The 22,672-nt window shown below is 72.1% G+C and carries 27 protein-coding genes; 11 read left to right on the top strand and 16 right to left on the bottom strand.

Annotated features, from left to right (window positions below):
- The first annotated feature begins 126 nt into the window (after positions 1 to 126).
- The 3 genes from BN159_RS47415 to BN159_RS06740 all read left to right on the top strand — a co-directional run bounded on the left by BN159_RS47415 (position 127) and on the right by BN159_RS06740 (position 1,793).
- Positions 127 to 255 (top strand): hypothetical protein, encoded by a 129-nt coding sequence (locus BN159_RS47415; RefSeq protein WP_041818893.1) that lies wholly within the window; start codon positions 127 to 129, stop codon positions 253 to 255.
- Between the two features lie 16 nt (positions 256 to 271).
- Positions 272 to 1,036: a bestrophin-like domain gene (locus BN159_RS06735; protein ID WP_015656174.1), complete on the top strand. Its 765-nt coding sequence runs from the start codon at positions 272 to 274 to the stop codon at positions 1,034 to 1,036.
- A 223-nt stretch (positions 1,037 to 1,259) separates the two neighbouring features.
- Entirely contained in the window at positions 1,260 to 1,793 is a 534-nt protein-coding gene (locus tag BN159_RS06740) for a hypothetical protein (RefSeq protein WP_015656175.1), read from the top strand.
- Between the two features lie 114 nt (positions 1,794 to 1,907).
- On the opposite strand, the gene BN159_RS06745 is transcribed toward BN159_RS06740, so the two are convergent.
- Positions 1,908 to 2,393 carry a hypothetical protein gene (locus BN159_RS06745; protein ID WP_015656176.1) on the bottom strand — a complete coding sequence of 162 codons (486 nt, stop codon included), beginning with the start codon at positions 2,391 to 2,393 and terminating at the stop codon, positions 1,908 to 1,910.
- A 342-nt stretch (positions 2,394 to 2,735) separates the two neighbouring features.
- Between BN159_RS06745 and BN159_RS06750 the strand changes: the two genes are divergently transcribed.
- Positions 2,736 to 3,398, top strand: coding sequence for a class F sortase (locus BN159_RS06750; RefSeq protein WP_015656177.1), 663 nt, complete (start codon positions 2,736 to 2,738; stop codon positions 3,396 to 3,398).
- 33 nt (positions 3,399 to 3,431) lie between these two features.
- Here the strand turns inward: BN159_RS06750 and BN159_RS06755 are convergent, their stop codons facing one another.
- Positions 3,432 to 4,280 carry a polysaccharide deacetylase family protein gene (locus BN159_RS06755; RefSeq protein WP_015656178.1) on the bottom strand — a complete coding sequence of 283 codons (849 nt, stop codon included), beginning with the start codon at positions 4,278 to 4,280 and terminating at the stop codon, positions 3,432 to 3,434.
- Positions 4,281 to 4,424: 144 nt separating this feature from the next.
- On the opposite strand from BN159_RS06755, the gene BN159_RS06760 reads away from it, so the two are divergent.
- Both BN159_RS06760 and BN159_RS06765 read left to right on the top strand, forming a co-directional pair.
- Positions 4,425 to 4,886, top strand: coding sequence for a universal stress protein (locus BN159_RS06760; RefSeq protein ID WP_041818897.1), 462 nt, complete (start codon positions 4,425 to 4,427; stop codon positions 4,884 to 4,886).
- A gap of 92 nt (positions 4,887 to 4,978) precedes the next feature.
- Positions 4,979 to 5,515, top strand: a complete 537-nt coding sequence (locus BN159_RS06765) for a hypothetical protein (protein WP_015656180.1) — start codon at positions 4,979 to 4,981, stop codon at positions 5,513 to 5,515.
- Here BN159_RS06765 and BN159_RS06770 read toward each other — a convergent pair.
- The 7 genes from BN159_RS06770 to BN159_RS06800 all read right to left on the bottom strand — a co-directional run bounded on the left by BN159_RS06770 (position 5,494) and on the right by BN159_RS06800 (position 13,167).
- Positions 5,494 to 6,975, bottom strand: a complete 1,482-nt coding sequence (locus tag BN159_RS06770; protein ID WP_015656181.1) for a hydrogenase large subunit — start codon at positions 6,973 to 6,975, stop codon at positions 5,494 to 5,496. The two genes, BN159_RS06765 and BN159_RS06770, sit on opposite strands and share 22 nt — an antisense overlap.
- A gap of 4 nt (positions 6,976 to 6,979) precedes the next feature.
- A complete protein-coding gene (locus tag BN159_RS06775) occupies positions 6,980 to 8,464 on the bottom strand; it encodes a proton-conducting transporter transmembrane domain-containing protein (RefSeq protein WP_015656182.1) in 1,485 nt (494 codons plus the stop codon).
- Positions 8,464 to 9,144, bottom strand: a complete 681-nt coding sequence (locus BN159_RS06780) for a hypothetical protein (RefSeq protein WP_015656183.1) — start codon at positions 9,142 to 9,144, stop codon at positions 8,464 to 8,466. Before BN159_RS06780 ends, BN159_RS06775 begins: the two co-directional genes overlap by 1 nt.
- The gene (locus tag BN159_RS06785; protein WP_015656184.1) at positions 9,141 to 10,097 is read right to left on the bottom strand and encodes a respiratory chain complex I subunit 1 family protein; all 957 of its coding nucleotides are present in this window, start codon (positions 10,095 to 10,097) and stop codon (positions 9,141 to 9,143) included. Before BN159_RS06785 ends, BN159_RS06780 begins: the two co-directional genes overlap by 4 nt.
- Before the next feature lie 10 nt (positions 10,098 to 10,107).
- Positions 10,108 to 12,141 carry a proton-conducting transporter transmembrane domain-containing protein gene (locus BN159_RS06790; RefSeq protein ID WP_015656185.1) on the bottom strand — a complete coding sequence of 678 codons (2,034 nt, stop codon included), beginning with the start codon at positions 12,139 to 12,141 and terminating at the stop codon, positions 10,108 to 10,110.
- On the bottom strand, positions 12,138 to 12,620 hold the full coding sequence (locus BN159_RS06795; protein ID WP_015656186.1) for an NADH-quinone oxidoreductase subunit B family protein: 483 nt from the start codon (positions 12,618 to 12,620) through the stop codon (positions 12,138 to 12,140). Before BN159_RS06795 ends, BN159_RS06790 begins: the two co-directional genes overlap by 4 nt.
- A gap of 196 nt (positions 12,621 to 12,816) precedes the next feature.
- Positions 12,817 to 13,167, bottom strand: a complete 351-nt coding sequence (locus BN159_RS06800; protein ID WP_015656187.1) for an ArsR/SmtB family transcription factor — start codon at positions 13,165 to 13,167, stop codon at positions 12,817 to 12,819.
- A gap of 97 nt (positions 13,168 to 13,264) precedes the next feature.
- Here BN159_RS06800 and BN159_RS06805 point away from each other — a divergent pair, with 97 nt between their 5' ends.
- Positions 13,265 to 13,453: a hypothetical protein gene (locus BN159_RS06805; RefSeq protein WP_015656188.1), complete on the top strand. Its 189-nt coding sequence runs from the start codon at positions 13,265 to 13,267 to the stop codon at positions 13,451 to 13,453.
- Between the two features lie 12 nt (positions 13,454 to 13,465).
- On the opposite strand, the gene BN159_RS06810 is transcribed toward BN159_RS06805, so the two are convergent.
- The 5 genes from BN159_RS06810 to BN159_RS06830 all read right to left on the bottom strand — a co-directional run bounded on the left by BN159_RS06810 (position 13,466) and on the right by BN159_RS06830 (position 17,340).
- Positions 13,466 to 13,861: an STAS domain-containing protein gene (locus BN159_RS06810; protein ID WP_015656189.1), complete on the bottom strand. Its 396-nt coding sequence runs from the start codon at positions 13,859 to 13,861 to the stop codon at positions 13,466 to 13,468.
- Positions 13,862 to 13,910: 49 nt separating this feature from the next.
- Positions 13,911 to 14,318: a pyridoxamine 5'-phosphate oxidase family protein gene (locus BN159_RS06815; protein ID WP_015656190.1), complete on the bottom strand. Its 408-nt coding sequence runs from the start codon at positions 14,316 to 14,318 to the stop codon at positions 13,911 to 13,913.
- Positions 14,315 to 16,039, bottom strand: a complete 1,725-nt coding sequence (locus tag BN159_RS06820; protein WP_015656191.1) for a SulP family inorganic anion transporter — start codon at positions 16,037 to 16,039, stop codon at positions 14,315 to 14,317. Before BN159_RS06820 ends, BN159_RS06815 begins: the two co-directional genes overlap by 4 nt.
- Complete coding sequence (locus BN159_RS06825; protein WP_015656192.1) at positions 16,036 to 16,377, bottom strand: ArsR/SmtB family transcription factor; 342 nt, start codon at positions 16,375 to 16,377, stop codon at positions 16,036 to 16,038. Before BN159_RS06825 ends, BN159_RS06820 begins: the two co-directional genes overlap by 4 nt.
- Positions 16,378 to 16,524: 147 nt before the next feature.
- Positions 16,525 to 17,340 (bottom strand): alpha/beta fold hydrolase, encoded by an 816-nt coding sequence (locus BN159_RS06830; protein ID WP_015656193.1) that lies wholly within the window; start codon positions 17,338 to 17,340, stop codon positions 16,525 to 16,527.
- A 72-nt stretch (positions 17,341 to 17,412) separates the two neighbouring features.
- Here BN159_RS06830 and BN159_RS06835 point away from each other — a divergent pair, with 72 nt between their 5' ends.
- Complete coding sequence (locus tag BN159_RS06835) at positions 17,413 to 17,886, top strand: MarR family winged helix-turn-helix transcriptional regulator (protein ID WP_015656194.1); 474 nt, start codon at positions 17,413 to 17,415, stop codon at positions 17,884 to 17,886.
- A 23-nt stretch (positions 17,887 to 17,909) separates the two neighbouring features.
- On the opposite strand, the gene BN159_RS06840 is transcribed toward BN159_RS06835, so the two are convergent.
- Positions 17,910 to 19,058 carry a CapA family protein gene (locus tag BN159_RS06840; protein ID WP_015656195.1) on the bottom strand — a complete coding sequence of 383 codons (1,149 nt, stop codon included), beginning with the start codon at positions 19,056 to 19,058 and terminating at the stop codon, positions 17,910 to 17,912.
- 211 nt (positions 19,059 to 19,269) lie between these two features.
- Here BN159_RS06840 and BN159_RS06845 point away from each other — a divergent pair, with 211 nt between their 5' ends.
- The 3 genes from BN159_RS06845 (at position 19,270) to BN159_RS06855 (ending at position 21,314) form a co-directional block, all read left to right on the top strand.
- The gene (locus tag BN159_RS06845; protein ID WP_015656196.1) at positions 19,270 to 19,818 is read left to right on the top strand and encodes a sigma-70 family RNA polymerase sigma factor; all 549 of its coding nucleotides are present in this window, start codon (positions 19,270 to 19,272) and stop codon (positions 19,816 to 19,818) included.
- 136 nt (positions 19,819 to 19,954) lie between these two features.
- A complete protein-coding gene (locus BN159_RS06850; RefSeq protein WP_015656197.1) occupies positions 19,955 to 20,470 on the top strand; it encodes a hypothetical protein in 516 nt (171 codons plus the stop codon).
- A gap of 190 nt (positions 20,471 to 20,660) precedes the next feature.
- Complete coding sequence (locus BN159_RS06855; protein WP_015656198.1) at positions 20,661 to 21,314, top strand: zf-HC2 domain-containing protein; 654 nt, start codon at positions 20,661 to 20,663, stop codon at positions 21,312 to 21,314.
- 462 nt (positions 21,315 to 21,776) lie between these two features.
- Here BN159_RS06855 and BN159_RS06860 read toward each other — a convergent pair whose 3' ends face one another.
- Positions 21,777 to 22,562 (bottom strand): class I SAM-dependent methyltransferase, encoded by a 786-nt coding sequence (locus tag BN159_RS06860; protein ID WP_331712172.1) that lies wholly within the window; start codon positions 22,560 to 22,562, stop codon positions 21,777 to 21,779.
- Positions 22,563 to 22,672: the final 110 nt, after the last annotated feature.

Here is a 22,672-nt window from a genome sequence, read left to right on the forward strand (position 1 = left end):
CTAGCTAGCTAGCCCGCGCCACCCCGCCCGCGGCCGACCCCGCCGCCCGCACCCACCCCGCCGCCGAGCCCCGAGCCGACTCCGACGCCGTCGGCCAAGCCCGCCCCGCGCCCCTCCGTGACCCCGGTGCACTACCCGCGCCACCGCGCCACGGCCAAGCGGCCGCCCACCCGCGGTGCCACCGCACCCCTCACCTTCGTCCTGCTCATCGCCGCGCCCGCGATCGTCGCCGTCGCCGCGCTGCGCCCGCGCTGACCCCTGGAGGCATCCCTTGCCGGAATGGCTTGTTCTCACCCTCGCGATGGTGGCCGCCTGCGTCGTGGTGATCATCATCACGTTCGTCCGCCATCGCACGGCGGCGGACGACGAGGACCCCTCCGACACCCCGGACGTCATCGAGTACATGACGATGTGGATCGGCGTCGTCTACGCCATCGTGCTGGGCCTGGCCATCGCGGGTGTCTGGGAGGGACGCAGCGCCGCCGAGGACCACGTCCAGGCCGAGGCCATCGCCCTGCACGAGGTCTCCGAACGGGTCCGCGTCTATCCGCCCGAGGTGCGTGACCGTATTCGGGAGGATGTCAACGCCTATGTCGGACACGTCGTCACCACCGAGTGGCAGACGATGGCCGACCACGGCGAGGTGTCCGACCGCGGTGCCGAGCTGCTCCAGCGGGTCCGGGTGGACGTCACCGACTACGAGCCGCGGAGCGACTTCGAGGCCCAGGCCTACCAGCCGATCGTCGACCAGGTCGCCGCCGCCGACCAGGCGCGCAACGCCCGCGCCAGCTCGACCGGCGAGACCATGCCGGGGGTGGTGTGGTTCGGGCTGATCGCCGGGGCCGTGGTCACCATCGGGATGATCCTCGCCCTCCAGATCCGGCGAACACCGCGCGAGCTGATCCTCGCCGGGCTGTTCTCCGCGCTGATCGCCTTCCTGCTCTTCCTCATCTGGGACTTCGACGCGCCCTACAGCCGGGGCGTCACGGCGTCCGCTGAACCGTTCCTGAACCTCTTCCCGGACGCCAAGGGCTGACGGCGACTCATCCGGGTTCCCTGCCGGGGGCGGGGGCGACACGCCGTCGCCGTCCCCCGGCCGCGGGAACGTCCGTCCCCTGAGCGGCCCACACGCTTGCCCCATTCGCACGACTGCGTTCGCGCAGGTGTGCGCACCTTCCTAGCGTTTCGATCATCGAGGTGCATTTCTGGCGCAAGCGGAAACGGTCCGCAGCTGCTCCTCGGGGACCGGAGGAACCACCATGCGCGCGATACGCGTCGCTACGGCCGCACTGCTGGGCCTGACCGCCCTGACCCTCACCGCGCCCGCCGCCCAGGCCAAGGGCGAGGACAACATCACGCCGTTCGGCTTCAGCGTCCTGCCCTCCACCATCGCCGCGGGCGGACAGGTCACCCTGAGGATCGAACGGGACGGCGGCTGCAAGGGACCGGCGACGGTGACCTCCGCGGTGTTCGACACGGTCACCATCCCGCCGAGCCAGTCGCACACGACGGCCGTCGTGGACTGGGACGCCAAGCCGGGGGCGATGTACAAGGTGACGTTCGCCTGTGACGGCGTCAGCGGGTCCACGGATCTGACCATCGCCGGCGGCCGGCCCACCGGCCATCCGATCCCGCAGCCGCTCGTCCCGCCGCGCGGAGTGCACGCCGGTGAGGGCGGCAGCGTCGCCGGGTTCGACCTCAAGGAGATCGGTCTCGGCGCCGTGCTCATCGCGGGCTCGATCGGAGCCGCCTACCGGCTCTCCCGCAAGCGCACCTCGGAGGAGGGCGGCTGACCCCCGCCGACGCCCCGCGCACAGGCCTTCGCCCCGGTCCCCCGCGAGGGGGCCGGGGCGAAGGCCTTCTTCGTTGACGTGCGATCCCCGAAGAGCGCCGGAAAGAGCGTCGGATCAGATCCGCTTCTCGGACCGGCGACGCATCCAGAACAGCCCACCGCCGATGACCGCGGCGGCCACCAGACCGCCGCCGATGGCGATGTCGGTCGGCGTGGCCCCGGACGTGGAGCTGCCGCCGATACCGCCCTGCACACCGCCGATGACGGTGAAGGCGGCCGGGCGGGTCAGCGTCTTGCCGTCGCAGTTGACGGTGATGTCGTGCGTGCCGGGGCGCGCGTTGGAGTTGATCGTCGCCGTGCCCTTCGAAGTCTCGTTGGCGCCGTGGATGGGCGACAGCGAAGTCGAGGGGAAGGCGTTGGAGGTCGCGGTGCCGCCGTTGCGGCAGCCGTCGACAGTGATGGTCAGCTGGCCACCGCGGGCGATGACGCTGGGCAGGGCGACGATATTGCTCGGGGTGTCCCAAGCGACGGCCGCCGGGGCGGCAAGCCCGAGGGCGGCCACCGCCGCCGCTGACACCACCAGGGCGCGAGAGTTACGCATCTGATCCTCCGCGGAAGACGCCCCGGGAACCGTCCCCGGTCGATCGGCGAGAAAGCGCCTCCCAGAAAGACCCTCAGATGCCCGGCACAGGGCCGCATTTCGAGAATGGTCCGTCCTGGTGAGCGGACACGCCGAAGGAAAACCTCACAATCGGATATTGCCGCAGGTCACGGACCGTCAGAAATTTCCTGGTCACGGCAACTCGGATGGCGCACCAAGGATTGCCGAACGGAGTCGTGGCCACCCGTTCGCAGTCGCACCCGTCGCCGGTTTCACGCGCGGCGCTTAGCGTTCCCGTATGCGCGAATGACGTGGCGACGGCCGCGTCGAGAGGGGAAACGAATGATTGGGTCCGAGCTGGCCGAAGAGGAGGAGCGGCGGAAGAAGCGCGCTCCTTGGGGCGTGATAGCGCTTGTTCTGCTGACCGGCCTCGCGCTCATTCGGAATGGTTCGGGGGAGTTCGACGTGGGCCCGCCGCAGCCCGCGTCGGCCGCCGCGGCGGACAGCCGGGTATCGGGCGGCACCTTCGCGAACGCCGCGGCCCCGCTGCCGTACGCCGTGCCGGACCGGGTGCGGATCCCGGCGATCCAGGTCGACGCGCCGATGATGCCGGTGGGCCTGGACGCGAACGGCTGGGTCGACGCGCCGCCGCCGGAGGACCCGAACCTGGCGGGCTGGTTCACCGGTGCCGTGTCGCCCGGCGAGAAAGGCACCGCGGTCGTCGTGGGGCATGTGGACAACAGCCAAGGGCCCGCCGTGTTCTACGGGCTCGGCGCCCTGAAAAAGGGAAATCGCGTCGAGGTGGCGCGCAAGGACGGAAAGACCGCCGTCTTCGAGATCTACGGCATCGAGGTCTTCGAGAAGAACGACTTCCCCGGCGATCGCGTCTACGCCTCCAAGGGCACCGCGGAATTGCGGGTCATCACCTGCGGCGGCGGTTTCTCCAAGCAGAGCGGCTACGCGGGCAATGTGGTCACCTTCGCCCGCCTGGTCGAGGTCCGCTGAGCGTGCCCCGGCCGGGCGGGCGCAGGCCGCCGGTCAGGTGTACTGCCGCCGGGGGACGGTGATGTGGTAGCCGGAGTCCAGCAGTTCGGGGAGATAGTCCCGCAGGGCGTGGACACTTTGGGAACGGTCGCCCCCGGCGTCGTGCGAGAGCACCACGACGCCGGGGGCGGCGCCGTCCGTGACCCGGCCCACGATGGTGCGGGCGCCGGGGGTGGTCCAGTCGAGGGTGTCGACGGTCCAGGCCAGGGGTTCCATGCCGAGTTCGGCGCCGAGCTGGAACGCGGCGCGGTTCCAGGCGCCGTAGGGCGCGCGGAACCACTGGGGGCGTTCGCCGGTGGCCTCCTCGACGACATCGCTGGTGCGTTCCATCTGGGAGCGGATCTGACGTCGGGTCAGCCTGGTGAGGAGCGGGTGGGACCAGGTGTGGTTGCCGACCACATGGCCCTCCTCCGCCATCCGGGCCAGCAGATCCGGGCGGGCCGCCGCCATCTCCCCGCACACGAAGAACATCGCGCGCACGTCGTACTCGGCGAGGGTGTCGAGGACGGCGGGCGTATAGCGGGGGTCGGGGCCGTCGTCGAAGGTCAGCACCATGGTCCGGCCGCGGCCGGTCATCCGCAGCAGCGGCGTTCGGCGGACCGGGACATGGCGGGGCGCCGCGCGGGGCGGGCCATAGCCGGTGAGGGGTTGGAGTCGGTAGGCGGAGGGCTTGAGCGCGGGGCGCGCCTGGGGGCCCGCGGCGGGGGCGGCGGTCCTGACCGGCTCGGCGTCGGCGCCCAGCGCGATCAGACCGGCGGTACCAGCGGCGCCGACAGCGGCGACACCGGCGAACAGGGCCCGGCGCCGAGTGAGCAGCCGGGTGAGCAACTGATCCTTCTGCATGACTCATCAGTCGCCCGGCCGACCACCGACGCACCACGACGACACTGGACCGGCCGCAGGATTCCACCCGCCCGGCCCATGACGGACCGTCAGCCATGCCGCCCTTCGATGGTGGGATCTGCTGGTTCCGATAGCCTCGGCGCCGTGACGGAACAGCACGCGCACCGGTTCGAGCGGGGTACGGACGGACCGAAGGTCATCGTGGTCGGGGTGGACGGCTCCGACTCCTCGTTGCGGGCCGCGGCCTACGCGGGCGGGCTCGCCCGGCGGCAGCACGCGCTGCTGGCCGTGGTGTACGTCCAGCCGGTGATGGCGGCGGGCGCGGCGATGGGGGCGCCGGTCGGCGAGGTGACCGACGAGATCGCCGAGGATCTGGTGGCGCAGATCCGGGAGGCCACCGAGCGCACGAAGGGGATATTCGATGTGCGCTGGGAGTTCCACACCTTCCGCGGCGACCCCTACAGCGGCCTGGTCAAGGCCGCCGACGACCTGAAGGCGGACGCCGTGGTGGTCGGCGCCTCGGAGCAGGCCGGGCACCGCATCGTGGGCTCGGTCGCGATCCGGCTGGTCAAGGCGGGGCGCTGGCCGGTGACGGTCGTGCCGTAGGACGCCGCGCAAGGTCCTTTCGGCCCTCCTTCCTGTCCCCGGTCGGCCCTGGCGTGCCCCGTGCCGTCCCGGGACGATCAAGCGGACTTCTGATGGGGCAGGTTTCCCGGGCGACGGGGAGAAAGGACGACGCCGAGGTGATCGCTGTTGTGGGGCACCCCGATCTCAGCGGGTCGACGCTTGAGCTGGTGGAGGAGGAGCTGCGCTCCCGGCTGGCGAGCTTCGCCAAGGCGGGCAAGGCCGGACTGGTCCGCGCGGGGAAGGGAGTGCCGGTGGCGTTCGGCCGGGCCGCCCGCAAGGCGGGCCTCGCCCTGGTGACGGTGCTGCCGTCGCACCACAGCGTGCCCGCGCACCTGCCCGAGCCCGACCGGAAGGCGGCCGGTGAGCTGCTCCTGCTGTCGGAGCAGGTGCGGCTGATGGAGTACGACCTGGACGACCGGGGCGCGTGCGTGGCCACGGACGAGAGTCTGCTGCGCAGTTGCGAGCATGTGCTGGTGGTGTGGGACGGCTCGCCGTCGAACGGACGGGACGCGACGGCCCATCTGGTGGCCTACGCCCGCAGCCACGGAATCGATGTCGAGGTGCTCTGGCCTTCGGGGGCCGTGCGTCACAGGTCGTTGCCCGCGTAGGAGAGGTTGAAGCTCTTATTGGTCAGCGGGAAGTCCGGGACGATGGTGTCGGCCAACGCCACGGGCAGTGCGGGCCAGTTGAAGAAGGACGGGTCGACCGGCTTGACCCGGGCGAGGGTGCCGTCGGGGGCGAGTTCGACGCGGGTGGCGATGGTGCCCCGCCAGCCCTCCACCAGGCCCACCCCCGTCCGGGGTCCGGTCAGGGGCTCGGGTGGGGGCGCCAGTACGGCGCCGGGCGCGGAGAGCCCCTCGGTGAACTGTCCGATCAGGGCGAGCGAGGTGTCGATCTCCTCGGCGCGGACCAGGAAGCGGGCCAGCACGTCGCCGCTGTCGTGCACGGGTACGTCGAGCCGGTTGCCGTAGCCGGTGAAGGGATGGGCGACCCGTGCGTCGTTCGCGAGTCCGCTGGCGCGGGCGACGTAGCCGAGGCAGCCGATCTCCCGGGCGGCCTCCATGTGCAGGATCGCGGTGCCGGTGAAGCGGTCGCGGACGGTGGAGTGGCCGAGCGCGAGGTCGGTGATCTCGCGGACGTCCTCGCCGATGGTCTTCAGGCGCCCGAGGTCCGGTACGGAGTGGAGTGCGGCGCCGCCGGGGACGACGCCGCCGCGCAGCAGTCGGTGGCCGGTGATCTCCTCGTTGAGGCGCAGGAGTTGCTCGCGGACGCGCTGGGCGTGGGCGTTGAGGATGCCGTGTCCGACGTCGTTGCAGAGCATGCCGAGGTCGGCGACGTGGTTGTGGATCCGCTCCAGTTCCAGCAGCATCGCGCGGGCCCGCTGGGCGTCCTCCGGCACCTGGATGCCGGTGGCCTCCTCGACGGCCAGGCAGTAGGCGAGGGCGTGGCCCACGGCGGTGTCGCCGCTGATGCGCTCGGCGAGCGGGAGTCCGGCGGCGACCGTGCGGCCCTGGAAGAGCTTCTCGATGCCCTTGTGGACGAACCAGAGGCGGGCCTTGAGCTTGAGGATGGTCTCCCCGACGACGGAGAAGCGGAAGTGACCGGGTTCGATCAGCCCGGCGTGCACCGGGCCGACCGGGATCTCGTAGACGCCATCGCCTTCCACCTCCAGGAAGGGGTACGGGCCCTCCTGCTCGCCGAAGGCCGGTGGCGGACCGGCGTCGGGGCGCATCGGGTACCAGCCGCGCGGCCAGTGGAAGTGGCGGACCAGGCGGCGGGGCAGCGGATGGTCGAGGGGGACGATGCCGAACAGGTCGCGCATCTCCCGCTCGAACCGGCCCGCGGCGAAGGACAGTTCGGCGAGCGTCGGCACTTCCGGGCGGTCGGGGTGCAGGCGGACGTGGAGTTCGGTGCGCGTGTCGGGCGGACCGGCGACGAACAGGTACACCACGCGCGGTCCGTCCTCGTCGATGTGCGCGCTGACCAGGGCGAGCCGGTGGCCCTTGCCGAGCAGGTCCGCCGCGTGCTGCGGCAGTGCGGCGAGGCTGATCCGGTACGTCGTACGCATGGCGTCAGTGGCCTCCGATCGCCTGGGCGGCGGCGTCCAGCAGGTCGGTGAGGGGTCCGGTGGTGACACCGAGGGCGGCGCAGGCGGCCAGGCCCAGCAGCAGCGGCCACACGCCGGCGCCGTGGTGCTTCTCCGGGGTTCCCGGGCCCAGCAGCATCCGGGCCGTGCGGACGGCCAGCGCGGCGAAGGCCACCAGGACGAGCAGCAGCGCCACGGCGGTCGCCCAGCCCAGGCCGGTGTCGGCGGCGAAACCGGCGCGGGCGATGCCGAGTTCGGAGGCGAAGAGGCCGAAGGGCGGAAACGCCATCAGCGCCACGACCGCGAAGCCGAACACCCCCGCCGGGGCCGGAGCCCGGGCCAGCAGCCCCCGTACCCGTCCGATCCGGGCCGTGCCGGTCAGCTGGAGAATGCGGCCGGAGGCACAGAAGGCGACGGACTTGGCGAGGCCGTGTCCGGCGATGTGCAGCAGGGCGGCGGACAGGGCGAGGGGGCTGCCGATCGCCGCGCCGAGGGCGATCAGGCTCATGTGCTCCATGCTGGAGTAGGCCAGCATCCGTTTGTAGTCGCGCTGGGCGAGCAGCAGTCCGGCCGCGAGGGCGAGGGTGAGCAGGGCGATCCCGGTGAGCAGGACGCGGGTGAAGTCCGGGCCGAGGGCGGCGTCGGCGATGATCCGGTAGCGCAGGATCGCGGCGAACGCGACGGACAGCAGCACTCCGGACATCAGCGCGGAGACGGGGGCGGGGGCCTGGCTGTGGGCGTCGGGCAGCCAGGCGTGCAGGGGGACGAGGCCGGCCTTGGCGCCGAACCCCAGGATGATCAGGGTGATGCCGAGGCGGGTGACGTCCGGGTCGAGCCGGTCGGCGCGGGCGACGAGAGTGGGCCAGTCCAGGGCCCAGGCCTCGGCGATGCCGGCCTCCCGGGCCGCGTAGTAGATCAGCACGGTGCCGAGGAAGGCGAGCGCGATCCCGGCCGAGCAGATCACCACGTACTTCCAGGCGGCCTCCACCGACGTGCGGGTGTGGCGGTGGCCGACGAGGAACGCGGTGACGATGGTGGTGGCCTCGACGGCGACCCACAGCACGCCGAGGTTGGCCGTCGTCACCGCCAGGCACATGGCGGCCAGGAACGTCTGCACCAGGGCGTGGTAGCGCCACACCGAGTCGCGGTCCGCGCGCCCGGCGGCCCGCTCGGCGGCCAGGTACGCCGGTGCCGCACCGCAGGCGACGACCGCGACGGCGCCGACGACCAGTAGCATCCAGGCGGTCAGGGCGTCGGCCCGCAGCAGCCCGGAGTACGCCGTCCGCGGTCCGTCGTCGAGGACGGCCGCCGCCAGCAGGCCCCCGCAGAGCAGGATCACGACGGGCGCGAGGAGCCCGGCCCGGTCCGCCGGGCGCCGGGTGCGCGGGCCTGTGATCGTGTACGCCCCCGCGGCCAGCAAGGGCGCGACAGCCGGTGCGGTGAGGAGCAGGGCGGAAGCAGTGGGACTCATCAGTCGTGCAGCTCCCGCAGGTCGTCGATGTCGGTCGTGCCGAACGCCTCCCGCACCCTGGTGGTGAGAATCTGGAGCACCAGGACCGCGAGCAATACGTCGAAGGAGACGCCGAGTTCGACGATCAGCGGCACTCCGGAGGTGGCCAGGAACGCGGTGGCGGTGATGCCGTTGTCCAGCAGCAGGAAGCCCACCACCTGCGACAGCGCCCGTCGGCGGGTGACCAGGACGAAGAAGCCGATCAGGACGACCGCCAGACCGACCGGGAGGGCGCGAGTGGCGGGCGTCGGGTTCAGCTCGGTCAGGGGGCGGGCGACGGCGTAGGCGAGCAGGGTCAGCAGGGCGCCGGTGAGCAGGGAGGCGGTGATGTTGATCAGGGGCTGTGTCTCGCGCACCTCCTCGCTGCGCACCCGGTCGCCGGTGGGCGCGGTCAGGGCCCGCCGGATCAGGTACGGCAGCACACCGGCGCGCAGCAGCCCGATGCCGACGCCGACGCCCACCAGGTCCCAGCGTTCCTCGTGGGCGCCGAGCAGGACCGCGATCGCGGCGAGCGCGATGCCCTGGGCCGCGAAGACCCGGACGATGGCGGCCAGTTCGCGCCGCCACAGCACGATCACCGCGGCGAGCAGGAAGGCACCGCAGGCCAGGTCGAGGAGTTGGGTGTAGAGGCCGCCGCTCATGACGCTCCGCTCAGGAAGTAGGAGGCGATCACCGCGAGCAGCGCCAACAGGAAGGAGCCGGCGAGCAGTTCGGGCACCTTGAACAGCCGTACCTTGGCCCAGAACACCTCGGCCGCCGCCAGTACCGCGCCGAGCAGCGCCACCTTGGCCGCGAACAGCAGCAGCGCCAGCAGCAGGGCGGCCCAGGAGGCGTCGGTGGCGATGCCCCACGGCACGAACAGCGACGACAGCAGCCCCAGCAGCAGGGTGAGCCGCATCTGGGCGCCGAGTTCGACCAGCGCCAGGTCCGGGCCCGCGTACTCCAGCACCATCGCCTCGTGAATCATGGTCAGTTCGAGGTGGGTGGAGGGGTTGTCCACCGGGATGCGTCCGGTCTCGGCCAGCACCGCGACGGCGAGCGCGGCCGTGGCCAGCAGTCCCGCCGGGGAGGCCAGCCGGGCCGGTTCGTCGACCGCGCCCGCGACGATCGCCGGGATGTTGGTCGTGCCCGCCGGTATTGAGAGGGCGAACACCGACAGCAGGATGGTCGGCTCCACCAGCGCGGCCACCGTCATCTCCCGGGAGGCGCCCATCCCGCCGAACGCGGTGCCGCTGTCCAGACCGGCCAGCGCCAGCACCAGGGTGCCGAGCGCGATCAGCGCGACCACCACGATGAGGTCGGCGTGCGAGCTGACCGGGGTGTCGGTGGACAACAGGGGTACGAGCCCGGCGGCGACCACGCTGGTGGCGACCAGCAGCGCCGGAGCGGCCCGGAAGGCGGGGCCGGTGCCGACGGGGGTGACCGGTTCCTTGCGCAGGAGCTTGCGGGTGTCCCGCCAGGGCTGGACCACCCCGGCCCCGGCCCGGCCCTCCAGGCGGGCGCGCACCTGACGCATCCACCCGGTCAGCAGCGGCGCCCCGGCGCCGACCACGACGATCTGGCCGACCACGGCCGCGTATCCGACAGCACTCATCTGTTCGCTCTCACCAGCCCACCGCCAACACCAACAGCAGGACGACCAGGCCGACGAAGCCGTAGCCGAGATAGACATGGACGCTGCCGCCCGCCAGCCGCCGGGCCGCCCGTCCGGTACCGGCGAGCGCACGCAATACCGGCTCGTACAGGCGGTGTTCGATCCGGTCGGGCACCCGGTGCTGGAAGCGCACCCGTTCCACCAGGTACGCCGACTCGCGCACCGGTGTGACGTCCACGTCCTGTTCGGGCGCGAGGACGTCGTCGAAGACCCGCTGGAGCGGTTCCGCGAAGGAGGTGGCCGTGTAGGCCATGCGCGGGGTGGGAGCCCCGCCGCCGCAGTCCCACAGCCGGGCGTTCGCCCGGCGCCGGCGGCGTCCGTACAGGCGGGGCAGACCGGCGGCCAGCATGACCGCGACCGTGAGGGCGGCCACCAGCCACAGCGGCGACAGGGAGGCGGAGATGTCCGCGAGCCGCACCTTCAGTCCGCCGCCCGACACCGCGCCGCTGCCCGGCAGTCCCGTCGCGCCCACCGCCCGGTCCAGGCCGTCACCGAGCAGTCCGGGCACCAGCGCCAGCGCCGCGCACACGGCGGCCAGCAGGCCCATTCCGGCCAGCATCAGCGCGGGAGACTCCTTGGCCCGGCCCGCCTGTTCGCTGCGCGGCCGGGCGAAGAAGCCCACGCCCAGTGCTTTCACGAACACGGCCGCGGCGATCCCCGCCGACAGCGCGATCACCGCCACCGACAGCGGCAGCACGACCGCCACGGCGACGCCCGGCACCTCGAACCCGTGGATGAGGGACTGGAGCAGCAGCCACTCACTGATGAACCCGTTGCCCGGCGGCAGCGCCACCGCGCCGAGCGCGGCGAGCGCGAACAGGCCAGCGGTGGCGGGCATGTGCGCGCGCAGCCCGCCCAGCCGGTCGAGGTCACGCTCGCCGGTGGCCCGCAGCACCGATCCGGCGGCGCAGAACAACAGGGCCTTGAAGGCCGAGTGGTTGACCACGTGCAGCAGGGCCGCCGCCAGCGCCAGCGCGGCCAGGGGGCGGTCACCGTGGGCGGCGAACAGCCCGGACGCGCCGACCCCGATGAGGACCAGGCCCATGTTCTCGCTGGTCGAGTACGCCAGCAGCCGCTTCAGGTCGGACGCCATCGCCGCCTGGAGGATGCCGTACACCGCGCTGGTCCCGCCCACCGCCATCAGCCCCAGCCACCACCAGGCCGGACCGCCGCCGAGCAGGTCGAGCCCGGTGCGGACGAGGCCGTAGACGCCGAGGTTGACCATCGCGGCGCTCATCAGAGCCGAGACGGGGCTGGGTGCTTCGGGGTGCGCGCGGGGCAGCCAGGCGTGCAGCGGCACCGCGCCCGCCTTGGACGCGAACCCGGCCGCCAGCAGCACGAACACCAGCCCGCGCACCGTCGGCGACACCGCGTGCGCGCCGGCCCGCATTGCGGCGAAGGTCTCGCCGCCCGCCTGCGCGGCGAACACCGCGAACCCGACGAGCAGCAGCACCAGACCGAGGTGCGTCATCACCGCGTACCAGACTCCGGCCTGCCGCACCGCGGCCCGCTCCCGGTGTTCGGCGAGCACCAGCAGCAGCGAGGCGAGCGCCATCAGCTCCCACAGCGCCAGGAACGTCGACACCGATGCCGCCACGGGGACGAGGACCAGGGTGAGCGCGAACAGCGGCAGCACCGCCTGTGCCGTACGCGAGCCGAGCCCGTGCGGGCCGTGTCCGCCCGCGTAGCCGATGCCGTACACCGCCACCGCGGCCACGACCGCCCCTGCCACGGCCATGAACAGACCGGCCAGCGCGTCCACGGCCAGATACGTCCCCGCCAGCGGAAGCAAGTCGGGGAAATGGGCCGCCCATTGGTCGCCGCCCAGTGCGGCAACACCCGCCGCGCCCCCGCTCACCCCCACCCCCGCCGTCAGCACCCCGACGGTCGGGACGCGCAGTCGGCCGGGCAGGGCAAGTCCGGCCAGCACACCCGCGCCGCCCAGACCGGTGGCCGTCGCGAGGGCGGCCGGAACGATGCTCACCGCCCGGTCACCCTCCGCAGCGCCGCCACGATCTCCTCCGGCCGGGGCGGGCACCCCGGTACCGCCAGATCCACCGGTACGACGTCGGAGACGGCGCCCTCGACGCCGTACCCGCCCGCGAACTCCCCGCAGTCGATCGCGCAGTCCCCCACCGCGACCACCAGACGCGGCTCGCCCATGGCGGCGACCGTGCGCCGCAGTGGCTCGGCCATGTTCCGCGTCACGGGACCGGTCACCAGCGCGACATCCGCGTGCCGGGGCGAGGCCACCAGACGGGCGCCGTACCGCTCGGCGTCGTACACCGGGTTGAAGGCCGCGGCGATCTCGATCTCACAGCCGTTGCAGGACCCGGCGTCCACGCAGCGCACCTGCACCGAACCGCCGAACTCCGCGGCCCCGGGCGGGGACTCGCCCTCCGGGCGCGGCGGAGCGGGCTCGGCCACCCGTCCGGTGGTCCGGATCTTGCGCAACAGGCCCATGAACCTCTCCCAGAGACGGTGAGGACTCGTCCGTAGCTGACCAACCGGTCGGCGGGCGATCGGAGTTACGACGCCATTCCAGCGTTTTGCCACTTATTGAGGTAAGTGAGGGGAAGGGCGAAGCGGGGGCGACCGCCTCCCGCACCACAGAGCGCTGTCAAACTCTCGGGAGGCGGTCGCCGTTCAAGGGCCGTCGTTACGACGGCGGTTTCCCCTCGCCCTGCGCGGCCCGCAGGTCGGCCAGCAGCTCGGCCTGTCCGGCAAGGACCCCGGACAGGATGGTCCGGGCGACCAGCAGCAGCTCCGCGACCTGCGGGCTGGTCAGCGAGTAGTGCACGGCCGACCCCTCCTTGCGCGTCCTGACCAGGTTGGCCCGCCGCAGCACGGCAAGCTGCTGGGACAGGTGCGCGGGCTCGATCCCCACCTCGGGCAGCATCTCGGCGACGGCGTGCTCGCGCTCGCTCAGCAGCTCCAGCACCCGGATGCGGGCCGGGTGGCCCAGCGTCTTGAAGAACTCGGCCTTCAGTTGGTACAGCGGCGTACTCATGCGTGCCGCCCTCCCCCTCGACCCAACAGCATCCTGCGCTGAAGACCTCAGCAGTTGCTAACATTAGCAACTGCTGAGGTCTGATGAGGAGGCGTACGTGAGGATCACTCCACTGCGCGGCATCGGCGTCACCTGGTGCAAGTGCCCTGCCTGCCGCCTCAAGTGCCGCCCCGCCGCCGTCGGCCCGGACGGGAGCTGCCCGCGCTGCGGCCACGCCGGCATGCTCAGGCTGTCCTTCGGCGGACGGCACGCCCGGCCGGACGGGGACACCGGCCCGGCGGCCTGAACAGGCGCTGGGTCAGGTGGGCCACCCGTCGGTGCGCCACGCCTGCTGCCCTTCCTCGGGAGTCGACAACGGCCGGGCGTGGGCGGTGAGGGCGGCGGGCAGGTCGCAGTGGACGGGGATGTCCGGGCAGTCGCCCGGCGGAACCAGCGATCCGTCCGCCGGGATGGCGGCGAGTTCCAGGGTGCGGCCCGCCCCGGCGAGTCGGCGTGCGGCCTCGGTGATGGCCACCTGGCCCTCGGCGGACCAACTGCGCAGCTCGGTCAGGTCGAGGATGACCGGCCCGCTGCCGCGCGCGACGACCCAGCCGACCGCGCCGGCGAAGCGGCGGACCGCGTCCGGGCCCAGGTATCCGGCGACGGAGAGGATGCCGAGATCCTGCTCGATGGTGTAGCGCCACTCGATGGTCATGCGGTGAACTTCCTTGCGGTGGTGCGGGCGGGATTCAGCGGCGCAGGCATCACACCTCCGCGCGGGCGAGGCGGAAGCCGCTGACCGTCTTGGGATGCAGGCGCATCAGGGTGTCGTGCGGGCCGTGGGTCCAGCCGGACAGGGTGCGCAGGTAGTGGGCTGCCTCGTCGGGGTTCGTGATCACCTCGGCCGGTCCGGACACGGTGACCGTCCAGCCGGTCCCGGCCACCGCGCGGATCTCGTCCACCTGGTACGTCGCCGTCGCGGGCACCGCCGGTGCCGGGACCGGCGTACGCACCACCAGGCGGCCGTACTCCCACACGTGCCGGCCGGGCCGCACCACGGTCAGCTCACGCTGCGCGTACACCAGCCGCCCCAGGCTGCTGCCTTCCAGCAGCCACAGGGCTTCCGCGCCGGAGACCTCGACCATGCGCAGGGCGGCGGGGGGAATGCTCATCGGAGGGCGTCCTCGCTGGAGGTTCGGGGCTGCTGGGCGGGAAGGGCCGACAGGACGCCGGCCGTCTCCAGGTGGTCACGGGCCGCCCGGATCGCCTCCGGGGTGGTGGCGTACTCCCGGCCCTCGTGCCGCAGCAGGTCCAGGGCGCCGACGGAGTCGAGGACCTGGAGCTGGCCGGAACGTATGCCGGAGGCCAGGACGAGGATGCCGCGCCGCGTCAGCTTCTCCACCGCGTCCTTCAGGACCAGGGCACCGGTCGCGTCCATCGTGGACACCCGCGACATCCGCAGGATCACCACCCGTACGTCGGAGACCTCGGTCAGCTCCAGCAGGAAGCGGTGGGCGCCGGCGAAGAACAGCGGCCCGTCGATGCGGTAGGCGACGATGTGCTCGGCCAGCAGCGCGTGTTCCTCGGCGCTGTGGTCGCCGCGGTCCAGCGGCACCTGGTCGAGGCGGGCCTGCTTGGCCACGGCCCGCAGGGCGAGGGCGCCCGCGACGGCGAGGCCGATGATGACGGCGTAGACCAGGTCTAGGGCCAGGGTGGCGACCGCGGTCAGGACGAGGATCAGCGCGTCGGAGCGGGTGGCCTTCGCCATCGCACGCAGGGAGCCGACCTCGACCATGCGGATCGCCGTGGCCAGCAGGACGCCGGCGAGCGCGGCGAGGGGAATCTTGGAGACGAGGGGTGCCGCGGCGAAGACGATCACGGCGAGGATCGCGGCGTGGGTGAGCGCGGCGAGCCGGGAACTCGCGCCGGTGCGCACGTTCACCGCGGTCCGGGCGATGGCGCCGGTCGCGGGCACGCCGCCGAACAGCGGTGCGGCGATGTTCGCCAGTCCCTGGCCGAACAGCTCGCGATCGGGGTCGTGCTTCTGTCCGACCGTCATGCCGTCGGCGACCGAGGCGGACAGCAGCGACTCCAGGGCGGCCAGCGCGGCGACCGCGACGGCGGGTGCGAACAGGGTGCCCAGCGAGCCCAGGTCGAGGAAGCCGAGCGAGGGCGCGGGGAGCCCGGAGGGCAGGTCGCCGATCGGCTGGGCCGCGTCCAGGCCGCCGATCCCGGCGACGACGGTGGCGGCGATGACCGCGAGGATGGAGAACGGGATGCCCGGCCGCCAGCGGGCGCCGATCAGCATGACGGCGGCCACCGAGACCGCGAAGCCGACCGCTGTCCAGTTCGGGTGCCGCGCGAACTCCTCGACGGCCCGCCAGGTCACCACGAGCACGCGGTCGCCCTCGGGCTTGGGCACGCCGAGGGCGTTCGGGATCTGCTGGAGGCCGATCACGCAGGCGATGCCGAGCGTGAAGCCCTCCACCACCGGCGCGGGCACGTACTGCATGTACTTGCCCGCCCGCAGTGCGGCCAGCGCCACGAGCATGGCACCGGCCATCAGCCCCACGGTCAGCACACCGCCCGGCCCGTACTCGCCGACGATCGGCACCAGCACCACGGTCATGGCCCCGGTGGGCCCGGACACCTGGAGGTTGGATCCGCCGAAGACGGCGGCGAGCGCCCCCGCGACGACCGCGGTGGCCAGTCCCGCCTCCGCGCCGAGGCCGGAGGAGACGCCGAAGCCGAGCGCGAGGGGCAGCGCCACGATGGCCACGGTGAGCCCGGCCAGCAGGTCCCGGCGGGGGTCGCGCCGCAGGTCGGCCAGGTCGCCGCGGGCAGGGAGGAGCGCCGTGAGCCGGGACATCGCCCGGCCGAACACCGAGGTCATCGCGCGGCGACCTCGGCTTCCCGCAGTTCCGCCAGCAGCTCGCCCTGTCCGGCGAGCATCTCGGTGAGAATCCGCCGCGCGGCCTTCATCAGGTCGGCCACGTCCCCGCCCGCCAGCTCGTAGACGACGGTCGAGCCTTCCCGGACCGCGGTGACGATCCCGGACCGGCGCAACACCGCCAGCTGCTGGGACAGGCCGGACGGCTCCACCTCGATCGCGGCCAGCAGTTCCCGCACCGGTCGCGGCCCCTCCTGGAGCAACTCCAGCACCCGGATCCGTACGGGATGCCCGAGCATGCGGAAGAACTCGGCCTTGGCCTGGTACAGCGGAACGGACACAACCCCTCGGCTTCCCTACGGTGCCCCGTCTCGGGGCCGACATGCCTGCGCTGCGCCCGCGGCTACCGGTGGCGGGCACAGCGACTTCAGCATGTATGGAATTGCGAAATTTTGCAATTCACCCATCCGTCATATGGGGCCCGTCGGTCATACGGAGCGGAGGAAGTCCAGCAGGATGCGGTTGAACTCCTCTGGCTTCTCCATGTTGAGGTAGTGGCCGACTCCCTCGATGGTCTCGGTGCGGCCGTTGGGGACGGTACGGGCGAGGCGCTCGGCCGCGTCGAGCAGCTCGACCGGTTCGAGGGTGCCGTTGAGGGCGAGAACCGGTACGTCGATCTCCGGCAGCCGGGGCCAGGAGTCGGTCACCTTCACGTGCCAGTCCGTCTCGCCGGGCGTGTGCTTGGTGATGGTGTGCAGGGCCATGTCCCTGAGCCGCTCCATGATCCGCGGGTCGATGTCGTCCGCGCTCCGGTGCTCGCCGGGCACCACCCGCAGGAAGGCGGCCAGCCAGCCCTCGATGTCGCCCGCGCCCAGGGTGCGCGCGTACTCCGCCTGGATCCCCTGGGTCCAGGGGTCCTGGTACCGGAAATCGCCGGTCGCCGCACCGCAGGTGACGACGGCCCGGACGAGGTCGGGGTGTTCCAGCGCCGTGTCCGTGACGATCACCCCGCCCATCGACACGCCGACGAGGACGGCGGGCCCGGTGTCGAGATGGCGGAGCAGGGCGGCGAGGTCGTCGGGCCAGCGGAACGGCTCGGTCGCGTTGGCCGAGAAGCCGTGGCCGCGTACGTCCGGGGCGATGACCCGGTACTCGGCCGCGAGCGCCGGTATCTGGTCCGCCCAGAAGCGGTGGTCGACGAACCCGCAGTGCATCAGGACGACCGGGTCGCCGGAGCCCGCGTCGAGGTAGGCGAGGTCGCCATCGGTGGAGGGGAAGAAGCGAAGATCCGCAGCAACTGTCATGACAACCAAGGTGTCATCTTCACGGCGCTTTGACAACCCGGTTGTCATGATGGGTCGGTGCATGATGTCCCGGTGAACGACAACGACGCCCCGCTTCCGCCCGACGAACTCGGCCACCGCGTCTCCGAGGTGTTCGACCTGATCGGCGCGCTCTACCGGCGCGGGCTGCGCAAGATCGAGCAGGGCGAACAGGTCGAGGGGGTCTCCGTCGGCGTGCGCTCCGTCCTGGTGCTGCTGCGCAGGTACGGGCCCATGACGGTGCCCCAGATGGGCCGGATCATGGCGCTGTCCCGGCAGTTCGTGCAGCGCATGGTCAACGACGCGGTGGCGGAGGGCTGGGCGGAGGTCACTCCCAACCCCGCCCACCAGCGGTCCTCGCTGATCCGGATCATGCCCGCCGGCGAGACACTGATCGACGCGATCCTCGCGCGCGAGCACGCCCTGAACCGGCAGGTCGGCGGCGATCTGACCGACGCCGAACTGCGCGCGTGCAGGCGGGTGCTGAAGGAGATGCTGAAGACCTTCGACGACGGCGAAGTGGGCTGACCGCCGGACCGGTGCCGGTGGTCCTACTCCCCCATCACCAGGCCGTCCTTGTCCGCGCCCCTGCTGAACACCACGTCCCGGATCCGGTCCCGCACCGCGGTGACGTCGGCTCCCTGCTTCAGCGCCTGGTTGAGGTCGACCACCCGGCCGGCGTCGATGTCGAACAACTGCGGTACGAATTCGGCCTTGGTCACCTTCCAGCGGGCGCCCGCCTTCGCGGGCGGGGCGAAGGTGAAGCGGCCGATCGTGGACTGGTTCCCGCGCGGGTCGGGGCTGCCGCTGTGGTTGAACATCTGGCCCGCGACCTGGTCGCCCATGCCGTAGATCACCCAGGTTCCGTTGACCTTCTCGTAGGCCTGCGGGACATGGGCGTGGGTGCCGAGGATCAGGTCGATGTCGGGGCGCTCGCCGGTGCGCGCGGCGGTGAGGGAGCGGGCCAGGGTCACCTGCTGCCGGTCGGGCTCGTCCTGCCATTCGGTGCCCCAGTGCAGGGATACGACGACCACGTCGGCGCCTGCCCGGCGGGCGGTGCGGGCGTCGGCGAGGATCCGGGCCTCGTCGATCAGGTTCACGGCCCAGGGCTGATCGGCCGGGAGCGGATAGCCGTTGGTGCCGTAGGTGTACGCGAGGTGCGCCACCTGGGCCTCGCCCGCGCGCAGCACGGTGACCGTGCGGGCCTCGGCCTCGGTGCGCGCGGATCCGGCGTGCCGTACGCCTGCCCGGTCGAGGGCGTCCAGGGTGCGGCGGATGCCCTCGGCGCCGTCGTCGAGGCTGTGGTTGGAAGCGGTGGAGCAGCCGTCGTAGCCGGTGGCGGCGAGGCCGGCGGCAACCTCGGGCGGGGACTTGAAGGCGGGGTAGCCGGTGTAGTTTCCGTCCGCGCCGTAGACCGTCTCCATGTGACACAGGGCCAGATCGGCGCGGCCCACCAGGGGTTTCGCCCCCGCGAGCATGGGGCGGAAGTCGTAGCCCGAGCCGCCCGCGTCGAAGCGGGCGCGGTCGATGATCGAGCTGTGCGGAAGGACGTCGCCGGAGGCGACGAGGGTGAAGCCGCGGGCGTCCGCGGCGGAGGGGGCGGGATGCCCCGGTGACTCGTGCCGGTCGGCCTGGCAGGCCGCGCCCGCGGCGAGGAGGGCCGTCAGGGCCAGGGCCACCTGTCGACTGCGTGCGATCATCACTCACCCCGATGTGGTCGTATTTACACATCAATAGGTAAGAATCGCGACGCATCGGTACCTGGTTCCGACACGCCCCTTAGCCCGTCCGGCGCAGGGCGAACGGTGGCCGGGACCGTTCGTCGAACCGTTCGTCGACGCGATCGACCGTCCGTCGCAGACCCGTGTGCGCGACCTGTCCACGGACCGCGCCCTGCGATGCCATACGGCCATGACGGCCGGAACCACTCTCATCAACGGGACGACGACCGCCGAGCACGAGCTCGCCGCGCTTCAGCGGGAGCACGGCCGGCCTCTCTTCGCGCTGCTGCTCAGGCTCTGCGACGGGGACCGGCAGCGCGCCGAGGACCTGGTCCAGGAGACCCTCGTGCGCGCCTGGCAGCATCCCGAGGCCCTGCGCGCCGACGACTTCGACTCCGTACGGCCCTGGCTGCTCACCGTCGGCCGGCGGCTCGCGATCGACGCGCGGCGGGCCCGGCAGGCGCGGCCGCCCGAGGTCGGTGACGCGATCCTGGAGAACGCTCGGGTCTGTGCCGATCACGCCGAACGGGCGGCGGCGGCCCTCGATGTGCGCGAGGCTGTGAAGACACTCACTCCGGAGCACCGTGAAGTCCTGGTGCTCGTGTACTTCCAGGGGGCGAGTGTGGCGGAAGCGGCGCAGACCCTCGGCATCCCTGCCGGTACCGTGAAGTCCCGCGCGTACTACGCGCTGCGCGCCCTGCGCCGGGTGCTTCCGGGATACGCGGCCGACCTGCGGTGAAACCAATGGCTGAGTCAAACCTCCGTAAAGCGCCTTGCTGAGGACCATGGTTGAGTAATCGGCTGTCTTCATCCGTGTTCCGCATTGGGAGCCCGATGTCGGGCGACGCGTACGCACCGGAGGAAGGCAGGAAGGGATGCTGCACAGAGGCCAAGAGAGCACCGGCGGCACCGGCGGCGGTGAACTGACCGTCCCCATGGCGTGGTTGTACGCCGAGTACATTGCCGACGAGCTGCTGCGTACCGGTGATCTGATGCCGGCGACGTCCTTCGAGTTCCGCGCCGGGCGGGACGCGTTGGCGTTGACGATCTTCCTGTCGGACACCGGCGGTGAACTCTCCGGCATCCGGGTCGTCTCCCAGCTCGACACCTGGCTGTCGCTGACGGCGTACGACCAGCCCTGGCAGGACTGGGTGCGCGAGCGGATGGCGAAGGCCGCCGCCGAGGCGATCGAGTCCGGGGGGCCCACACCCGACCTGGACCTCGCCGAGGCGGCCTGGCGCTGGCTGGAGGAGACCGAGCTGCTCGCCCCGGACCTCAACGCGGTGCCCGGCGGCGGCGCGCTAGGCAGCGAGGACGAGGGCCCGAAGGTGTGGACCCCGGCCTGGCAACTGGGGCTTCCGCTGGGGCATTTGGCGATCCACCTCTTCTAGGCGAGGCCGCGCTCGGGGCCCGCGGAGGCCGTTCGGAAACTTTTTCCGCTACGGGACCAATCCTTCGCCCCGACGGCTCCGAATCCGTTGGTTGCGATTCTGTGTGTGCCTTGAGTGATTCGGCGGTCACGTGCGTACGGGTGGGAGCAAGGAGTAACCCACCCCGCACCCAACGGCACGAGGATTCCGCATGAGGTCCCTGGAGAGGCATCGCGACGTCGCCGCGTACGCGCTCGGCGTGCTGGACGAGGCGGACGCCTTCCGCTTCGAGGATCACCTCATGGAGTGCCCCAGCTGTGCGGCACACGTGACGGAATTCGGGCCCGCCACCCGGCAGTTGATGCTGTACCGCCGGGCCACCCCGCGCGCCGTGCACCCGATGGCCAAGCCCGGCCCCCGGCTGCTGGACCGGCTGCTGGGCGAGATGGCGGGCCGCAACCGGATGCGCCGCAGACGTCTGCTGTTCGGCCTGGCCGCCTCGGCGGCGGTGGCGCTGGCGTCGCCCGGGATCGCCATGATGGCGTCGGACGGCGGCTCGTCGGCCCGCAAGGTCGACGCCACCGACGAACGCTCGGGGGTATGGGCCCAGGTCACCGCCGAGAGCGAGCCGTGGGGCACCCAGGTCGAGCTGAAGGTCAAGGACGGCGCGGGCCCCCGCGCCTGCCGGCTGATCGCCGTCGGCACGGACGGTTCGGAGCAGATGGTCACCAGCTGGACGACCTCCCGCCACGACGCCCGCGAGAACACCATGATGGGCGCCGCCGCCTTCCACCCCGAGGAGATCGCCCGCTACGAGCTGCGCACCTCGGACGGGGAGCACCTGGTGACGCTGGAGAACGGCTGAGCCCCGTCTCCCTCGCCGTTTCGAGTTGCCGCCGGCACCACCGGGACCTTGCCGGGGTAAGTCTGTTGCTTCCTGGTCATGGCGCGATCACGAGCCGGCCCAGGACGACCACGACGACTGCCACGAGACCCGGACCTTGAGGTGCCCGCGGGGTCACATCCCGGCCCCGCCTGGCACCGGGGGCCCGCCGACGGCGCCTTCGCCGACGGTGGAGGGAGAACCGGTGGATTGCCAGTCCACCCGTAGTCCGTCGCGTCGACCGAACCTCTCGACGCCCGGCGACAAGGTCCTGCAACCGCCTCAAGTCGTCGTCTGCGGCCGCCTCGACACGCAGCACCAACGCTCCCGAGGTAGCCCGCAGGATGATCTGCCCCCCAGGGCAGGGCGACTTGGCCTTCGGTGTCGGACCACTCGATCTGCGCCTGCTCCGCCACGGCCCGCATCTCACGGAGTGCCTGCCCATCACCACTCCCCGAATGACCATGGAGGCGCCGGCCGAGGTGGCGGCCCTTGTTGGAGAAGTGCTTGCAGAGCTGGCCGAGGTACCGGCTGGGCCGCTCGGTCTCGACACGGGCTTCGACGGTTGGCATTGCGTTCCACCAGCCACGCCTGGATGCCGTCCGAGTCGGTGGCGATCTCGATCGTGGACGGCTCGATGGAGTCGACCCGCAACCCGTCGGCGAACGCGGCTTCGATCTCCACCCGCGTCAGCTTGTGCACCCGCCCCCACTCGCCCTGCTGCCGGTCGCTGAACCCGAGCATGAAGTAGCGGCCGCCCGCCGGCACGGCAGCCCGCAGCGCAGCCACGTAGGCGGCGCGGTTCTCGCCGTCGAAGATGTGGAAGAGCCCGCAATCCAGCACGGTGTCGAAGACCTCGCCGAGTTCGCCGAGCCGCCGAGCATCGTGCCGCAGGAACCGCACCGCACGGCCGCGGGCGTGCGCCTTGTCCCCGGCCGTGCGTAGGGCGTTCGCGGCGAGGTCCACGCCGGTCGCGTCCAGGCCCAGTCCCGCCGCCATGATCGCGTGCTCGCCGGTGCCGCAGCCGACGTCCAGGACCTTACCGCCGAGGACACCAGCCTCGGCGAGCGCCTCGAACGCCGCCTGGGGCCGGCCGATGTCCCAAGGCGGCCTGGCGAGTGGGTCGAGCCGGCCATGTCGTGCTCTCCCGTCTGTCCTGATCGTCCTGATCCCCGGACCTGCTCCAGGTTTATCGATACATAGCGTCTCTGTCGTGAGGCCGCCGCGCACCGGCTCGTGGCGGTCGCGCCCTCACCGGGTTGCGCCCCCACGGGCACCACTGCGCCGATGTCCGCACTCGCCCCAGACCCAGCCGATCAAGGCGCCCGACAAGGGCCGGG

It is taken from the genome of Streptomyces davaonensis JCM 4913 (assembly GCF_000349325.1).
Taxonomy (GTDB): domain Bacteria; phylum Actinomycetota; class Actinomycetes; order Streptomycetales; family Streptomycetaceae; genus Streptomyces; species Streptomyces davaonensis.

Bases quoted from the DNA above. Each gene is read 5' to 3' on its own strand.
- BN159_RS06740 (WP_015656175.1), top strand. From the start codon at position 1,260: ATGCGCGCGATACGCGTCGCTACGGCCGCACTGCTGGGCCTGACCGCC.
- BN159_RS06830 (WP_015656193.1), bottom strand. From the start codon at position 17,340: ATGACAGTTGCTGCGGATCTTCGCTTCTTCCCCTCCACCGATGGCGAC.
- BN159_RS06755 (WP_015656178.1), bottom strand. From the start codon at position 4,280: ATGCAGAAGGATCAGTTGCTCACCCGGCTGCTCACTCGGCGCCGGGCC.
- BN159_RS06745 (WP_015656176.1), bottom strand. From the start codon at position 2,393: ATGCGTAACTCTCGCGCCCTGGTGGTGTCAGCGGCGGCGGTGGCCGCC.
- BN159_RS06845 (WP_015656196.1), top strand. From the start codon at position 19,270: ATGACGGCCGGAACCACTCTCATCAACGGGACGACGACCGCCGAGCAC.
- BN159_RS06775 (WP_015656182.1), bottom strand. From the start codon at position 8,464: ATGAGTCCCACTGCTTCCGCCCTGCTCCTCACCGCACCGGCTGTCGCG.
- BN159_RS06800 (WP_015656187.1), bottom strand. From the start codon at position 13,167: ATGAGTACGCCGCTGTACCAACTGAAGGCCGAGTTCTTCAAGACGCTG.
- BN159_RS06850 (WP_015656197.1), top strand. From the start codon at position 19,955: ATGCTGCACAGAGGCCAAGAGAGCACCGGCGGCACCGGCGGCGGTGAA.
- BN159_RS06855 (WP_015656198.1), top strand. From the start codon at position 20,661: ATGAGGTCCCTGGAGAGGCATCGCGACGTCGCCGCGTACGCGCTCGGC.
- BN159_RS06750 (WP_015656177.1), top strand. From the start codon at position 2,736: ATGATTGGGTCCGAGCTGGCCGAAGAGGAGGAGCGGCGGAAGAAGCGC.
- BN159_RS06785 (WP_015656184.1), bottom strand. From the start codon at position 10,097: ATGAGTGCTGTCGGATACGCGGCCGTGGTCGGCCAGATCGTCGTGGTC.
- BN159_RS06810 (WP_015656189.1), bottom strand. From the start codon at position 13,861: ATGACCATCGAGTGGCGCTACACCATCGAGCAGGATCTCGGCATCCTC.
- BN159_RS06815 (WP_015656190.1), bottom strand. From the start codon at position 14,318: ATGAGCATTCCCCCCGCCGCCCTGCGCATGGTCGAGGTCTCCGGCGCG.
- BN159_RS06770 (WP_015656181.1), bottom strand. From the start codon at position 6,975: ATGCGTACGACGTACCGGATCAGCCTCGCCGCACTGCCGCAGCACGCG.
- BN159_RS06820 (WP_015656191.1), bottom strand. From the start codon at position 16,039: ATGACCTCGGTGTTCGGCCGGGCGATGTCCCGGCTCACGGCGCTCCTC.
- BN159_RS06795 (WP_015656186.1), bottom strand. From the start codon at position 12,620: ATGGGCCTGTTGCGCAAGATCCGGACCACCGGACGGGTGGCCGAGCCC.
- BN159_RS06780 (WP_015656183.1), bottom strand. From the start codon at position 9,144: ATGAGCGGCGGCCTCTACACCCAACTCCTCGACCTGGCCTGCGGTGCC.
- BN159_RS06840 (WP_015656195.1), bottom strand. From the start codon at position 19,058: ATGATCGCACGCAGTCGACAGGTGGCCCTGGCCCTGACGGCCCTCCTC.
- BN159_RS06765 (WP_015656180.1), top strand. From the start codon at position 4,979: ATGGGGCAGGTTTCCCGGGCGACGGGGAGAAAGGACGACGCCGAGGTG.